This is a genomic window from Actinomadura sp. NPDC023710 (genome assembly GCF_040639875.1).
Classification (GTDB): domain Bacteria; phylum Actinomycetota; class Actinomycetes; order Streptosporangiales; family Streptosporangiaceae; genus Spirillospora; species Spirillospora citrea.
Genome location: NZ_JBFAGB010000032.1, coordinates 39,194 through 54,004, shown reverse-complemented (window position 1 = coordinate 54,004; position 14,811 = coordinate 39,194). Strand labels below are relative to the sequence as shown.

The 14,811-nt window shown below is 69.6% G+C and carries 15 protein-coding genes; 8 read left to right on the top strand and 7 right to left on the bottom strand.

Annotated features, from left to right (window positions below; genetic code table 11):
• The first annotated feature begins 48 nt into the window (after positions 1-48).
• The 3 genes from AB0H37_RS31570 (at position 49) to AB0H37_RS31560 (ending at position 3,174) form a co-directional block, all read left to right on the top strand.
• The gene (locus tag AB0H37_RS31570) at positions 49-783 is read left to right on the top strand and encodes a DUF427 domain-containing protein (RefSeq protein WP_360616627.1); all 735 of its coding nucleotides are present in this window, start codon (positions 49-51) and stop codon (positions 781-783) included.
• A gap of 230 nt (positions 784-1,013) precedes the next feature.
• Positions 1,014-2,081, top strand: coding sequence for a ferredoxin reductase (locus tag AB0H37_RS31565; protein ID WP_360616626.1), 1,068 nt, complete (start codon positions 1,014-1,016; stop codon positions 2,079-2,081).
• A gap of 10 nt (positions 2,082-2,091) precedes the next feature.
• Positions 2,092-3,174 (top strand): acyl-CoA desaturase, encoded by a 1,083-nt coding sequence (locus AB0H37_RS31560; protein WP_360616625.1) that lies wholly within the window; start codon positions 2,092-2,094, stop codon positions 3,172-3,174.
• A gap of 2 nt (positions 3,175-3,176) precedes the next feature.
• Here AB0H37_RS31560 and AB0H37_RS31555 read toward each other — a convergent pair whose 3' ends face one another.
• A complete protein-coding gene (locus AB0H37_RS31555; protein WP_360616624.1) occupies positions 3,177-4,004 on the bottom strand; it encodes a GNAT family N-acetyltransferase in 828 nt (275 codons plus the stop codon).
• A gap of 130 nt (positions 4,005-4,134) precedes the next feature.
• On the opposite strand from AB0H37_RS31555, the gene AB0H37_RS31550 reads away from it, so the two are divergent.
• A complete protein-coding gene (locus AB0H37_RS31550) occupies positions 4,135-5,532 on the top strand; it encodes an MFS transporter (protein WP_360616623.1) in 1,398 nt (465 codons plus the stop codon).
• Here AB0H37_RS31550 and AB0H37_RS31545 read toward each other — a convergent pair.
• Positions 5,529-6,206, bottom strand: coding sequence for a S1 family peptidase (locus AB0H37_RS31545; RefSeq protein WP_179837889.1), 678 nt, complete (start codon positions 6,204-6,206; stop codon positions 5,529-5,531). The two genes, AB0H37_RS31550 and AB0H37_RS31545, sit on opposite strands and share 4 nt — an antisense overlap.
• A gap of 236 nt (positions 6,207-6,442) precedes the next feature.
• On the opposite strand from AB0H37_RS31545, the gene AB0H37_RS31540 reads away from it, so the two are divergent.
• The 4 genes from AB0H37_RS31540 to AB0H37_RS31525 all read left to right on the top strand — a co-directional run bounded on the left by AB0H37_RS31540 (position 6,443) and on the right by AB0H37_RS31525 (position 10,465).
• Positions 6,443-7,588, top strand: a complete 1,146-nt coding sequence (locus AB0H37_RS31540; RefSeq protein ID WP_360616622.1) for a hypothetical protein — start codon at positions 6,443-6,445, stop codon at positions 7,586-7,588.
• Between the two features lie 219 nt (positions 7,589-7,807).
• Positions 7,808-8,770 carry a hypothetical protein gene (locus tag AB0H37_RS31535; protein ID WP_360616621.1) on the top strand — a complete coding sequence of 321 codons (963 nt, stop codon included), beginning with the start codon at positions 7,808-7,810 and terminating at the stop codon, positions 8,768-8,770.
• Positions 8,771-9,186: 416 nt separating this feature from the next.
• Positions 9,187-9,432 (top strand): hypothetical protein, encoded by a 246-nt coding sequence (locus tag AB0H37_RS31530; RefSeq protein ID WP_360616620.1) that lies wholly within the window; start codon positions 9,187-9,189, stop codon positions 9,430-9,432.
• 16 nt (positions 9,433-9,448) lie between these two features.
• Entirely contained in the window at positions 9,449-10,465 is a 1,017-nt protein-coding gene (locus AB0H37_RS31525; protein WP_360616619.1) for a hypothetical protein, read from the top strand.
• A gap of 2 nt (positions 10,466-10,467) precedes the next feature.
• On the opposite strand, the gene AB0H37_RS31520 is transcribed toward AB0H37_RS31525, so the two are convergent.
• From AB0H37_RS31520 to AB0H37_RS31500, 5 genes are all read right to left on the bottom strand, one after another.
• Positions 10,468-11,205 carry a hypothetical protein gene (locus AB0H37_RS31520; protein WP_360616618.1) on the bottom strand — a complete coding sequence of 246 codons (738 nt, stop codon included), beginning with the start codon at positions 11,203-11,205 and terminating at the stop codon, positions 10,468-10,470.
• Positions 11,206-11,425: 220 nt separating this feature from the next.
• The gene (gene ricT / locus AB0H37_RS31515; RefSeq protein WP_360616654.1) at positions 11,426-12,259 is read right to left on the bottom strand and encodes a regulatory iron-sulfur-containing complex subunit RicT; all 834 of its coding nucleotides are present in this window, start codon (positions 12,257-12,259) and stop codon (positions 11,426-11,428) included.
• Between the two features lie 49 nt (positions 12,260-12,308).
• Positions 12,309-13,292 (bottom strand): hypothetical protein, encoded by a 984-nt coding sequence (locus AB0H37_RS31510; protein WP_360616617.1) that lies wholly within the window; start codon positions 13,290-13,292, stop codon positions 12,309-12,311.
• Positions 13,293-13,395: 103 nt separating this feature from the next.
• On the bottom strand, positions 13,396-14,247 hold the full coding sequence (locus AB0H37_RS31505; RefSeq protein ID WP_360616616.1) for a fructosamine kinase family protein: 852 nt from the start codon (positions 14,245-14,247) through the stop codon (positions 13,396-13,398).
• A complete protein-coding gene (locus AB0H37_RS31500; RefSeq protein WP_329098166.1) occupies positions 14,237-14,716 on the bottom strand; it encodes a low molecular weight protein-tyrosine-phosphatase in 480 nt (159 codons plus the stop codon). The genes AB0H37_RS31505 and AB0H37_RS31500 overlap by 11 nt, the downstream gene beginning before the upstream one ends.
• Positions 14,717-14,811 lie beyond the last annotated feature (95 nt).

Here is a 14,811-nt window from a genome sequence, read left to right as displayed (position 1 = left end):
GTGAGAATTAGATGAAATAGGGTCCGAACCGGTGGGGTTGCCCAGGGCATGGGCACATCGCGGAAGACCAGCCTCCGGATCGAGGAGAGCGGCAAGCGCGTCAGGGCTTACCTCGGCGGCCATCTGGTGGCCGACTCGACACATCCGTCTCTCGTCTGGGAGATCCCCTACTACCCGACCTACTACTTCCCCGAGGCGGACGTGCAGGCCGAGCTCGTCGAGGACGGGCCGGGCACACGTTCGCCGAGCAGGGGCGACGCGACCGCCCACACGGTGAAGGTGGACGGCGCGCAGGCTCCGGGCGCCGCGCTCCGCTATACCGAGCTGCCCGGCCTCGTCCGGCTCGACTGGGATGTGATGGACGCCTGGTTCGAGGAGGACGAGGAGGTCTTCGTCCACCCCCGCGACCCGTACACCCGCGTGGACGTGCTGGCGGCGTCTCGGCACGTCCGGGTCGAGGTCGACGGGGTGACGGTCGCGGAGTCGTCCGGCCCGCGACTGCTGTTCGAGACGGGCCTACCGGTGCGCTACTACCTGCCGAAGCCGCATGTCCGCATGGACCTGCTCGAACACACCGACACCACCACGCACTGCCCGTACAAGGGCACCGCGGAATACTGGTCGATACGGGTGAACGGCACGCTGCACGAGGATCTGGCCTGGTCGTACCGGACGCCGCTGGACGAGAGCCGCAAGGTCGCCGGCCTGGTCTGCTTCTACAACGAGAAGCTCGACATCTTCGTGGACGGGGTTCTGCAGGAGCGGCCGAAGACCAAGTTCTGAGCACGACCCCTCATCGGCCGAGGGCGGCCGCTCATCGGCCGGGCACGAGGAATCGTGCCCGGCCGACAACTTCCACACCGCCTTTTATCAGCGGGCATCACATCACCGGATGGAACATCATGCGATGGTGTGATGCCTGTCGCTTTGGCGGCCGAGGCCTTGAATCCTCCGCGATTCCTACGCGACCGTAGGTTACGCGAGCGTAAGTTAGCGCGCCTCGGGGAGGAACCTTGACCATCGCAACGCGCCGCCCACGCCGCTCCACCGCGGGACGCCGGATGGCGGCGGCCGCCCGGCTTCTCACGACCCCGCTCCTGCCGGAGGACTACCTCGGCCTGGTCAACCCGCTGTGGTCCACGGCCGAGCCGCGCGGACGGATCGAGGCCGTCCGGCACGAGGCCCCGTCCACCGCGACCCTGGTGATCAGGCCGGGACAGCCGTGGAACGGCCACCGGCCCGGCCAGTGGGTCAAGATCGGCGTGGACGTCGGCGGCGTCCGGCACTGGCGGACGTTCTCGCTGTCGTCGCCGCCGCGCCCGGACGGCCGCATCACCGTCACCGTCAAGGCCGCGCGCGACGGGTTCGTCTCGGCGCACCTGGTCGACGAGATCCGGCCCGGGACGGTCGTCCGCCTGTCGCCGCCCGGGGGCGACTTCACGCTCCCCTCGCCCGTCCCCCGCAAGCTGCTGTTCGTGACGGCCGGCAGCGGGATCACGCCGGTCATGGCGATGCTGCGGCATCTCGGCGGCGCGTCCGACGCCGTGCTCGTCCACTCGGACCGGACGGCGGGGGACGTCATCTTCGGCGAGGAACTGCGCCGGATGCCGGGGGTGCGGCTGCACGAGCGGCACACGGCCCCCGACGGCCGCCTGAAGCCGTCCGACCTACCCGACATCTGCCCCGACTGGGCGGACCGCGAAGCGTGGGCGTGCGGGCCGGGCGACATGCTCGACGACCTCGCCGCGCACTGGCGGGCCGCCGGCATCGGGGAAAGGCTGCGCGTCGAGCGCTTTCGCACCGTCCTGTCCGGCGGCGGGGGCGAGGGCGGGCGCGTCACGTTCACCAGGAGCGGCGTCACGGCCGACGCGGACGGTGGCACGCCCCTCCTGGTGGCGGGCGAGGACGCCGGCGCGCTGCTGCCGAGCGGATGCCGGATGGGCATCTGCCGCGGCTGCGTCGGGCGGCTGGCGTCCGGCAAGGTCCGCGACCTGCGCACCGGCGAGGTGCACGGCGACGAGGGCGAGATCGTCCAGACCTGCGTCTCGGCGGCCGCCGGGCCCGTGGAGATCGAACTGTGAGAGGAGCGGCATGACCGACCATCTGACGGCCGAGGACTACGAGACGATCGCCGCCGAACTGGACGCGCTGCGCGAGGAGATCATGTCCGGTCTCGGCGAGCGCGACGCGTCCTACATCCGGCGGGTGATCCGCCGGCAGCGCGGGCTGGAGATCGGAGGCCGGGCGCTGCTGCTCGCCTCCGCGCTGCCGCCCGCCTGGATCGCCGGGACCGCGACGCTGGCCGTCGCGAAGATCCTGGAGAACATGGAGATCGGGCACAACGTCATGCACGGCCAGTGGGACTGGATGCGCGACCCGAAGATCCATTCCACGACCTGGGAGTGGGACAACGTCTCGCCGGCCGAGCAGTGGAAGCACTCGCACAACTTCGTCCACCACACGTTCACGAACGTGCTCGGCAGGGACAACGACGTCGGCTACGGCATCCTGCGCGTCGCCCCCGAGCAGGAGTGGTCCCCGGCGCACCTCGCCCAACCGCTCTACAACCTGCTGCTGGCGATGTTCTTCGAGTACGGGGTGGCGCTGCACGACCTGGAGATCGACAAGATCCGGGCGGGGACGGCCGACGAGGCGGTCACGAAGGAGAAGCTGCGCGCCATCGGTCGCAAGATCCGCCGCCAGTGGGGCAAGGACTACCTGGCGTTCCCACTGCTCAGCGGTCCGCAGTTCCTGTCCACGCTGGCCGCGAACGCCACCGCGAACGTGGCCCGCAACGTGTGGGCACACATGATCATCTTCTGCGGGCACTTCCCCGGCGACGTGGAGGTGTTCGAGGAGGAGCGGCTGGACGGCGAGACGAAGGGCGAGTGGTACGTCCGGCAGATGTGCGGCTCGGCCAACATCACCGGCGGCCGGCTGTTCCACCTGATGACCGGCAACCTCAGCCACCAGATCGAGCACCACCTGTTTCCGGACATGCCGAGCAACCGGTACGGCGAGATCGCCCCGCGCGTCCGCGCGCTGTGCGACAAGTACGACATCCCGTACCACACCGGCACGCTGTCGAAGCAGGTCACGGGCACCTGGAAGAAGATCGTCCGCTATGCGCTGCCCGGCGGGAGGCCGTCCGCGGCGAAGCCCGGGGCGGTCTGAGGTCAGCCGAGGGCCTGCGCCACGGGGAGGTGGAGGCGGGACGGGTCGTTCGCGATGGGCGCGCCGTACTCCATGACCGTGGTGGTGAACGCGGGCTCCAGGCCGTGCCGCCGCGCCCAGTCGACCAGTTCCGGATGCCGGTGGTCGATGTCCAGGCGGATCGGCCCCGCCGGAACGATCTCTTCGACGAGCGCGAGCGCGGTCTCGCCGTCCTCCGCGGTGACGGGGCCCACGACGGCCCTGGAGTCGTTCCACCACACGCCCCCGAAGCCCCGGAGGCCGGACTCGTCCCGGACGACATGGAACGTCTCGCAGAACGACGGCAGTCCGTCGACCAGCCGTGAACGGTCCGCGCCGAAGACCTCGGTGTCGAGTGCATGGACGGCAGGCATGTCCGCCGCCTCCACGGGGACGGACACGCCTCGCCTGGAGGGCCCCTTCCCCATGCCCGTATACGTCGTGCAGAGCCCGACGGAGCGATATCCCAGACGCTCGTACAGCGGGCGCCCATATTCGGTGGCCGTCAGGCAGAAGCTCTTCGTTTCGGTGTTGTCCATCACGTGCCGCATGATGCGGCCGCCCAGACCACGCCGTTCGTAGCGTTTCGCCACCAGCACCATGCTGATGGCCGCGACGTCCCCGCCGTATGGGGTCGACACCGTCGCCGCGGCGAGTTCGCCCTCCCCGTCGTCGATGCCGTAGACGTCGCCGACCGAGAACAGGAACCGCCACTTACGGTCTTCACGCCCCCAGTCGCGGTCCTCCGCGAGCCGCTGGCAGGCGGCGAGGTCGTCGATGTGGAGCCGCCGTGCGGGCCTGTCCCCATCCATGAGACCGGACGCTAGATCGGCCCCGCGTGCCGCACAACCCAATTACGCGGCATTACCCCACAGGTCATCGCCTTCACGACCTCCCCAGCGAGATCGTCTGGGTGCGGATAACGACGACTTGAGGAGAACCATGTCGCACACGGCGACCCCAGTGGCGGGACGGCCCCCGCGCGAGGCCGCGCCCTCGCCCACCGCGTCCATCGGCGCCCTGCTCGTCCTGCTCACCGGCGTCTTCATCACCACGCTCGACTTCTTCATCGTGAACGTGGCGATCCCCGACATCCAGTCCGATCTGCGCGCCGGCGCGACCGCGATCCAGTGGGTCGTCGCCGGGTTCGGGCTGGCGCTCGGCAGCGGGTTGATCACCGGCGGCCGCCTCGGCGACCTGGCCGGACGCCGCCGGATGTACGCGCTCGGTCTCGCCGTGTTCACCGCCGCCTCGCTCGCGTGCGGGCTCGCCCCGTCCCCCGGCACGCTGATCGGCGCCAGAGTGGTGCAGGGGATCGCGGCCGCGCTCCTGATGCCGCAGGTTCTCGGGATCATCAACGGCGTGTTCACCGGGGAGGCGCGCGCCAAGGCGTTCACCGCCTACGGCCTCGCACTCGGTTTGGGCGGCGTGTTCGGGCAGCTCATAGGGGGTGCGCTGATCCAGGCGGATCTGTTCGGCACCGGCTGGCGCAGCATCTTCCTGATCAACGTCCCGGTCGGGATCGTCACGCTGGCGCTGGTCCGCCGCACCGTCCCGTCCCAGCCGCGCACCACCGGAACCCGCCTGGACGTCACGGGAACCGTCCTGGTCACCCTCGGCCTCATCGCGCTCGTCCTGCCCCTGATCGAGGGGCGCCGCCTGGGCTGGCCCGCCTGGACGTGGGCGTCGCTCGCCGCGTCGGCCGTCCTGCTCGCCGGGTTCGCCCTCTCCCAGCGCCGCGGCAGCGCCCCGCTCGTCGCACCCGCTCTCTTCCGCGAGCCCGCGTTCCGCGTCGGCAGCGGCCTGGCGCTCGTCTACACCCTGGCGATGGCGTCCTTCTTCCTGTACCTCGCCCTGTACCTCCAGCAGGGACGCGGTCTCAGCGCCCTGGAGTCGGGCCTGCTCTTCGTCGCCCTGGGCGCCGGCTACTTCGCCGCGTCCACCCGCGCCACGGCCGTCGCCGCCCGCCTGGGACGGCAGATCCTCGCTCTGGGCGCCGCGGTGCAGGCGGCCGGCTGCCTCCTCCTGCTCGACGCGATCGGGCACGCCATCGGCTGGCTCATCCCCGGCCTGGTCCTCGTCGGGGCGGGCATGGGGCTCGTCCTGGCGCCGCTGTCGGCGCTCGTCCTGTCCGGCGTGACCGACCGGCACGCCGCCTCGGCCGCCGGCGTCCTGTCCACCGCCCAGCAGGTCGGCAACGCCCTCGGCGTCGCGCTCGTCGGGATCGTCTTCTACGGCGCGTCGGGCGAGGTCGCCGACGCCTTCCGGGTGTCGCTGTTCCCGGTCATGGCCTTCTGCGGCGTCACCGCGGCACTCGCCCAGTTCCTCCCCAGGCGCTAGTACACGCTGACGCCGAAGACGCTGAGCACCGGAGAGATCGGCTGGAAGAAGGACGACCCGCCGCTGGCGCAGTCCCCGACTCCGCCGATCCCCAGCCCGACCGCGGTGCCGCCCGAGAAGTACGGAGCCCCGGGACTGTCCCCGGGCTCCGTGCACACGGTCGTCCTGGCGAGCCCGGTGATCGTCCCCTCAGGGAAGTTCACGGTCACGTTGATGGCCGTCACGCTGCCGCAGCGCACGCCCGTGGTGGGCCCGCTGCGGCAGACGCGCTGGCCGACGACCGGCCGTCCCGCCGTCGTGATGTCCTGGGACCCGGGGTAGAGGTGGACGCTGCCGGGCCGCTCCACGGAAGGCTCCACGTACCGGACGAGCGCCACGGCGAGGTTCGTGACCGAGACGACCGTCCCGAGCCGGACGGTCAGCCCCGGGTCGGCGTACAGCGCCATGCCGACCTGAGCGCACCCGCCCGCGGTGAGGAAGAAGTACGTGCCGTTCTGCCGCACGTTGAACCCGAGAGTGCAGCGAACGCCCCCGGCCCCGTAGATCGCCTGGCCCCCTTCCGCGCCCGGCGCCGCGACGGGACGGACGTCGCTCGGTGAAGCGGACGCGCCGGGGCTGACGGCGGCCAGGACGGCGACGATGCCCGCGAGCAAGGTCGCGACGCGCAGTCTCACGGAATACCTCCTGCGGGGAAATGGCGGCTTGCCGGAATGGTGCGAAAACCCGGGGGCGTCGGCAAGGGGAGGAAGGTGCCAAGGTTGCCCGCGACCGTATAGCAACATCACGACGAAGCCCGCGAAGGCGCTGGTCGGCGATGAGTACGGAAGGTCGCGCCATCTAGGTACGGGTGCTCATCCCCCGCGTTCTTCCATCGCCCAGGATGGGGCGACCGTTTCGGAATGGAGGGCGCATGAGAATTCGTTTGCCGAAAACCAGCGCCGTGGCCCTGCTCGCCCTCGCGGGGTGCGGGGTCCAGGCCGCAGAGCCGACGTCCTGGAGGACGGAGGCCGGGGGCGCCCGGTGGCGGGTGGAGGTCGCGGACGCGTCGCTGCGGGTCGATCCCCAGATCGTCGCGGTGGGCCCGGACAACGTGTGGGCGTTCGGCGGGCGCGGCTCGGAGCACACGGCGTGGCGGCCGACGGCCAGGCACTGGAACGGCCGCGCCTGGAACAAGGTCGGACTTCCGGGCGGACGGATCGGCGCGGTCAAGGCGGCGGGGGCGTCCTCGGCGTCCGACGTCTGGGCGGTGACCCTCGGCGGGCGGAACTCGACCGTCCTTCACTGGAACGGCGAGCGCTGGACGATCGACCGCCGCCTTCCGAGTTTCATGGTGACGGCGATGGAGGTGTTCTCCCCGCGGGACGTCCGGGTCTACGGCACCGGGCCGCGCGCCGCCGGAGCGACCTGGACCCGTTCGGCGAACGGATGGTCGGAGGCCGGCCTGCCTTTCCGGATCGCCCGCACCAGCGCCCACTCCGCCCTGGACGTCTGGGCGCTCACCTTCGACAACAGGCTGTACCACCAGGACGGCAGCGGTTGGAGGCCCGTCCTGCTGGACGACGTCCTGCTGGCCGAGAAGAGAAGCGGATTCGAGGACACGACGTACCGGCTCGGCACGATCACCGCCACGGACGCCGGCGTCTGGATCACGGCCGAGAGCGCCGGCGGCATCCCGTCCGGCAAGATGGACGGCACCCGCACCGAACCGCTGGGCCCGGACGACCTTCGCCTGTCGTCCCTGCTCCTGCACGGCGACGCCGGGGGACGCCGCTGGACCTCCGAAAGCCTCATGGAGAAGACGGGACGGCTCAGCCCGATCGGCGCCCCGATCATCGACGCGGGCGGCGACATCTGGCTCATCGGCTCCACCGACGTCAACGCCACCGAGTCGGCCCTCGCCCACCGAACCGCCACCGGCACCTGGACCAGAACCAGGATCCGGGCATCCGGCTTCGGCTCCTTCGAGGCCCGCGCCATCACCCGCCTGCCAGGCGGCACACGCATCCTCGTCGCAGGAATGAACGACGAGAAGGGCGCCATCCTCTCCACCCCCTGAGGCGCACCGAGACCCGGGAACCCGAGCCAGGCCCATACCGCGGCCGGTGTCCGTCTGAGACGGACACCGGCCGCGACCGTTCATCCGTCAGATGGAACGGCCAACGGGCGAGTTGTCGACTCTCGTGCGTGTTGGTGGATCTGCTGGACGGTCATCGGCAGTACCTCCACAAAGCAGATCGACGGCCCCCGGGTCGTCATGAATTGTCAGGAGAGATCCATGACCACCATCCTGCACCCCGGCACTGTCGCCGAATGGCTCAGGCTCAAGGACGTCAAGGGCATCGGCGAAGAGGAGGTGGAGCGCAAGGCGCTTCACCTGGCACGTCAGTTCTTCGGCCCCGACGCCGTGCTCCTGGTCGCGGGCAACAACTGGTCCGAAACCCTGGGTGGCACGGAGACGGTGTACGTCCGAGCGTCCTTTCCCATGTCCCCCCAGGTCGACGAGCGAACCGGCACGCCGGTCGAGCTCATGCTCAACGACCTCACGGGGAACAGCATGCGGCAATTGGAGCGCAAGGCGGCGCATCTGGCACGACAGTGCTTCGGGCCTGAAACCGCGTTCCAGATCGTTTTCACGAATGGTCTGGAGAGCGACCCGCCCGAGCACCTGGGCACCACGGACCGCTACTGGACGACATCCGTGTCCGTCCGGGCGATCGTGCCCGCGTCCCCGCAGGTCAAGACGCGAACGGGCACGCCGGTGCGCCTCACGCTCAAGGACCTCACGGGGAACAGCATGCGGCAGGTGAAGCGCGACGCGCTTCACCTCGCGCGTCAGTGCTTCGGCCCCGACGCCGTGCTCCAGGTCGGTTTCGACCACCCTTGGGGGTGGGCCACCAGGGGCCTGGAGAACAACCCGCCCGAACGCCTGGGCACCACGGACCGCTTCTGGGCGGAATCCGTGTACGTCCTGGCAATCGTGCCCACGTCCCCGCGGGTCGGCGAGCGAACCGGCACGCCGGTACGACTCACGCTCAACGACATCACGGGGAACAGCATGCGGCAGGTGGAGCGCAACGCGGTTCACCTGGCGCGTCAGCGGCGCCCTCACACGGCCCCTGGCACCGTGTTCCGCGTCAACTGGAACTCGATGATCGGGGGGCTGGAAGGCATCTCGCGGACACGTCCGAGTGCCAGGCCGCGTTTCCTGGCAAGGCACATGGAAGTCGAAGTGATCTGAATCCGGGGACGCCACACGAACGGTGTCCCTCAAGCACGGGTGGCCCTTCCGCGTTTCGGGAGGGCCACATCCTTGTGCGGGCCGTCCGTTTGAAGGCGGCCGGTCAGGCATGGTCCTGGAGCAGCGGCGGGAGCCCACCTTCACCGTGACGCGGTCGCCGGGGACGTTGTAGCCGATGACCTGGCCTTCGCCCTCCGGGGTGCTGACCCGAGACCCCAGGCGCGGCGCCTTCTCCTTGAACTCCGCGTAGAGGGGGTGCTCGCACCGCAGGTCATCGATGGGCCGCGCATCACCGAGGTCATCGCCGCCTTTAAGCCCCTTCCGCCGTGACCTGCTGGCCACAATCGGCTGCCCTGCTACGGCTGACGTGCCGTTGGCACCGAGGAGATAATTCTGGCGTCTCCCTTGGAGGCCCCATGGATACTCGTCGCCACCGCAGCCCGGCGATCGGGATCTTCCTTGTGCTCGTGGTCACGGTCGCCACGCGGCCGTCCGACCATCGAGGGTCCTACGGCAATCCGACTCCGAGCTCGTACGTGTACATCTGCCAGAGCCCCGGCTGTGGCAAGCGGCGGCGGTTCAAGTCCAAGCCGAGAATGCCGGGTGGGCCGCGGTGCAAGGAGTGCAACAGCAAGATGAAGCGGGAGGACGACGACTCGTGACCGGGGAGACGAACTCGTGGCCGCTCTGACTGATATCGCCAAATCCGGGGCCGACGCGCTGGGAGGCGCGCGATTCACCCTCGTCAACATTCTGCCAGGCACGCTACTCGCAAGCTTCGTGGCCGTGGTGTATCGCTCGCACGCCTTCGACTTCGATAGAAGAATCAACCTTCACGACGTCCTTCCCAGTAAGAACGACACCGCTGCGGTGACCATCGTCTTCGTCTTCACGCTCTTCCTGATCGGCATCCTTCTGCGTCCATTTCAGGTTGCGCTGGTACAGATGCTGGAGGGCTACGTGAACCCGCGGCCCCTGCAGTATCTGTACGCGCTTGCAGTCGAGCGGCATCGACGGGCCAGGCACACGGCCTCAATCCAGCAGGACCACCTGGACGAAGAGGAGGCGGAGGCACCGCGGTCCTTGCGAGCCGCCGCTGTGGGCGCACAGCGGGAGCAGCGGAGGCGACGGCTCAGCGCTCGCGCCGACAGGGTTCTCGACCGGTATCCCGAAGCTGATGACCTTCTGATGCCGACCCTCCTGGGTAACGTGCTCCGCCAGGGGGAGGAGGCTGCCGGGCGGCCTTACGGTCTCGACGCCATGGCCGTCTATCCGAGGATGTACCCGTCAGTCTCCGCGCTCTTACGCGCAGACATCAGTCGCCAACTCGATCTGATCGCTGCCACCGCGACACTCTGCGTGGCTTTTGCCTCAGCCACAGCAGTCTCCCTACCGCTGATACTGCGGCCTGACCTATGGCGGCTCGTACCCTTGGTGACCTTGATGTTCGCAGTCGTCTCCTACCGCGGAGCCGTCCGCGCGTCGGCCGAGCACGCTGTCCTGCTGGCCACCGCGTTCGACCTCCATCGCTTCGACATTCCAAAGGCCCTGCACTTGGCCCTTCCCGAGACCCCCGAGGGCGAATTGAAGCTGAACAAGCGCCTCACCGCCTTCCTCAAGGAGCGTCAGTCACTCGCCGAATCCGGATTGGGACAGGAGTTCTTCGTCCACCCCGGCGACCCGCCGGCCGGCTGACATTATTCGCGGGCCGTCCGGCGAAGGACGACCGATCCGCCGATGCCGGAGATGTTCAGTACCACGCCGCCGCGCCCGCTATGCCAACCTGGCCCGTCCACATCGGAAGCCGGTGGAGGACTGTAGACATAGGGCGGGTCGAGCGTCCCGTCCAGCCGGATCCGCCGGGCGGTCTCAAGTCTCCCGCGCACGACGGCCCAGTCATCTGGGATGAGGATCCTAACGTAGCCGTACAGCAAGGCTAGATCGATCTCCATCTCCTGTTGGCGAGGCAACCGGGCCTCGCTCAGATCGATGACCACATCCCCCGCCAAGGCACGAACGACCAGCTTCCGTGGTGCCTGGGCAAAGCGAGATACACGTGGCATGACGACGGCCATGCAGCGCCTTACGCCCGTATCGACATCCAGGTCACGCCGCCCACTACTCATGGCCAGAGCCACTCCTCCCGCAACAAGCACTGCGGACGCGAACGGTCGCATCGTTACCGAGTCGAACCAATCCCGGGTCACGGCCAGCCACGTCAGGCCGGCTACGAACAAGAACGCAGGTCCCACCATCGTCTGTTCTCGCGGTAAGACCGATTTCAGCAGGATTATCGCTCCGGCCGCCAACAGCAGGAAGGGGGCAGTCAGCGCAAATACTTCGCCCCCTCTCCGGAGCGCATCTGATCCCCCAGCGGCCAGAGCGGCCCCTGTCGCCACAGCGACCAAGCCCAGCAGAACACGCGTCCGGGTCACGCGCCGCTCCCGTCAGATCAATGAGCCATCGGACCGTGATCTTAGGAAGACCGGATGCTCTGCAGTCCCAACTCCACACATCACGCCAGGTTCGACGTTCGCAGCCAACATCAACCCGCTCGCCCTCGGCCCTCGACACAACGAGTTCCGAGTAAGTCGCCTCATCGGCCCTGCGAATGTGCGGTCGCTCCCGCTGGAAGAGGGGCAGCCCCCGCAACTCTTAGCTGGGCTCGCTGTTGTCCGAGGGGGAGTAGTGGGCGTCGTGTTGTTGGCGGGGGGAGCAGACCGAGGCGGAGGGGCACGAGCAGCGGCGGGAGCCCACCTTCACCGTGACGCGGTCGCCGGGGACGTTGTAGCCGATGACCTGGCCTTCGCCCTCCGGGGTGCTGACCCGAGACCCCAGGCGCGGCGCCTTCTCCTTGAACTCCGCGTAGAGGGGGTGCTCGTACTTGAGGCAGCACATCAGGCGGCCGCAGGCGCCGGCGATGCGGAGGGGGTTGACCGGGAGGTCCTGTTCCTTCGCCATGCGGACGGAGACGGGTTCGAAGTCCTTGAGGAAGGTGGCGCAGCACAGGTCGCGGCCGCAGGGGCCGATGCCGCCCTGGAGGCGGGCCTCGTCGCGGGGGCCGACCTGGCGCAGTTCGACGCGGGCCTTGATGCCGCGGGCCAGGTCGCGGACGAGGGCGCGGAAGTCGACGCGGTGCGGGGCGGTGAAGTAGATCTTGAAGATGTTGTCGGCGTCGAGGTAGTCGACGCCGATGACCTTCATCGGGAGGTCGTGCTTGCGGATGAGGCGCTTGGCGATGAGGCGGCCCTCGGCGCGGCGGCGGCGGTTGGCCTCGTCGCGGGCGAGGTGCTCGTCGGTGGCGGGGCCGGCGCATTCGGGGAGGCCGTCGACGTCCTCGGAGACCCACTGCGGGGCCCACACGCACTCGGCGACCTCGGGGCCGGAGTCGGTGGGGACGAGGACCTTGTCGCCGACCTTGGGGCTGTGCGGGCCCGGATCAAGGTAGAACAAGCGGCCGTAACGGGTGAAGCTGACGGCCATCATCATGCCCACGTTTCGCTCCGTTCGCCCGGATTTGTGCGACCCACTCTAGGTCTCACCAGGCGGCGTCGGCGAGATCCCCTGCCGGGACGCTCGGAACGCCCTGCGCGTACAGGTCGCCGGCGGTCGCGATGACGCCGTGACCGGTGTGGGCCAGGTCGAGGGCCGTGGGTGCGCCCTTCACCTTCTGGGTCCACAGGGTCTTGGTGGGGCTCCCCTGCAGCGTGAAGGTCTGGAGGGTCAGTTCGGAGTTCTTCGCTATGGCCGCGATAAGGGAGGTGCCGTCCCGGGTCATGACGGCGTTGGAGCTGCCCTTGGGCAGGGGCATGACGGCCTTGCTGGTCTTGAGATCGCCCGCGGCGCCGTTGGTGTCGAGCGTGCGGACCTGGTGCCTCGCCGAGCCGACCGGGCTCCAGACGAAGGACAGCGTGGTGCCGGACCAGGAGAGGCTTCCGACGCGGGCGCGCAGCTTGGTCGCCCACACCTTGTGGACACCGGTCTCCGGCGTGACGACGTCCACGCGGGCGCTCGCGCCCTTGTAGGTGACGTAGGCGAGCTGTGCGCCGTCCGGGGTCGCGGCGAGGTCCGACCATACGGTGGAGGCACCGGGGACGGTGGCCTTCGGGATGGGCTTGAGGTCCTTGGGACGTCCGTCGTCCAGGCGCAGGCGCTGGAAGGTGACGTCACGGGCGCCGGAAGTGGCGACGACGTACGAGCCGTCCTTCAGCGCGGCGACGCGGTGGAAGCGGCGGCCCTGCGGGGCGGCGATGGGCAGCCCCACGTTCGCCCCGGTGCGCACGTTTCGGACGAGGAGGGAGGCGCCCTTCTCGGTGACGCCGACGACGAACGACGGTTCGGTCTTCTCGGCCTTGGCGGCGGGCTTGGCCGCGTGCTCCTTGTCGGCGGCGCGCTGGTGGCGGTGCACCATGTCCACGCCCCCTCCGATGAGCAGCGCGGCGGTCGCGGCCACGCCGAGAGGGACGAGACCCTTCCACGAGCCAAGCCGGGTACCCGGGTCCTCGCGCCTGCCGTCGTCCATGGGGGTGTCTACCTAACCTTTCCTGCGGATCGCCCGTCGTTTCTACCGCATCTGGATCGCGACAAAAACCCATGAACGCAGAGTTACCAAGTCGTGAGCCGCCTCAGCCGAGGGAAGCACGGGCCGCCTCGACCAGAGACGCCCGGTACGACCCGCCGAACAGCGCCACGTGGACGAGCAGCGGGTGCAGCTGGTGCAACGGGACGCGGGAACGCCATCCGTCCGCCAGGGGCGCGGCCTCATCGTAGGCGCCGAGCACGGTGTCGAGGTGCGGCGTCCCGAACAGCGCCATCATGGCGAGGTCGGTCTCGCGGTGCCCGCCGTGCGCGGCCGGGTCGAGGAGCAGCGCCCGCTCGCCCGTCCACACGACGTTCCCCGACCACAGGTCGCCGTGGATGCGGGACGGCGGCTCCGGCGGGCCGGCGAGCGTCTCGATGTCGGCCGCCACGCGCTCCACCAGGCGGACGTCGCCGGACGACAGATGCCTGGCCCCGAGGCGGAGGAACGGTTCGATACGGCGTTCGGCGTACCAGACGGGCCAGGCGCGGTCGTCCAGCGTGTTGTCCAAGGGAAGGTCGGCGATGAAGCCGTCCCAGGGCGCGCCGTAGGCGTCAGGGCGGTTACCGGTGTGCAGGGCGGCCAGTTCCCGCCCGAGACGTTCGGCCGCCTCGCGGGACGGTGGAGCCGAGTGCAGCCACGGCAGGACGAGCATGTGGTCGTCCGCCGCGACCACCTCGGGGACGGGCGTCCCGGGGCCCGCCTCCCCCAGCCAGCGCAGCCCGGCCGCCTCCGCCGCGAACACGCCGGCCTGGTCCTGCGCGGCCTTCACGAACACCTCGCGGCCGTCAGCCAGGGAAGCCCTGTGCAACGTCCAGGAATGGCTGGAACCGAGGTCGTGGACCTTCTCGACGCCGCTTCCGAGCAGCCTCTCCAGCCGCACCCGCTCAGCGGTCATCGAGCACCGAGCGGATCTCCTTCAGCAGGCCGGGAATCGCCGCCTCCACCTGCCACAGAACGAGGTCGAAGTCGTCGCGGCCGCCGTAGTAGGGGTCGGGGACGTCGAGGTGGCCGCCCGCGTCCGGGTCGAACTCGCGCAGCAGGCGGATGTTCCCGCGCGCCTGCCAGTTCGGTGCCATCGAGCGCAGCGCCCGCAGGTGGCTCTCGTCCAGCGCGATGACCATGTCGTACTGGTCGAACCAGCCGGCATCGAACTGCCGCGCGATGTGCGCCGAACGGTAGCCGGCGCGCTCCAGCGCCGCGACGGTCCGCTCGTCGGCGCCGTCGCCGACGTGCCACCCGCCGGTGCCCGAACTGTCCACCTCGACGTCCAGGCCCTCCTTCTCGACGTGGTGGCGCAGGATCCATTCGGCCATCGGGGAGCGGCAGATGTTGCCCGTGCAGACGAAGGTGACTCGGTACGGCATCCACCCATCATGCCCGAGGGGTCCGAAACCGCAGGACCCGGGAAAGAACGCGACCCCCGGCCGGAGCCGGGGGTCGCGTCCTGGGGTGGTCCAGG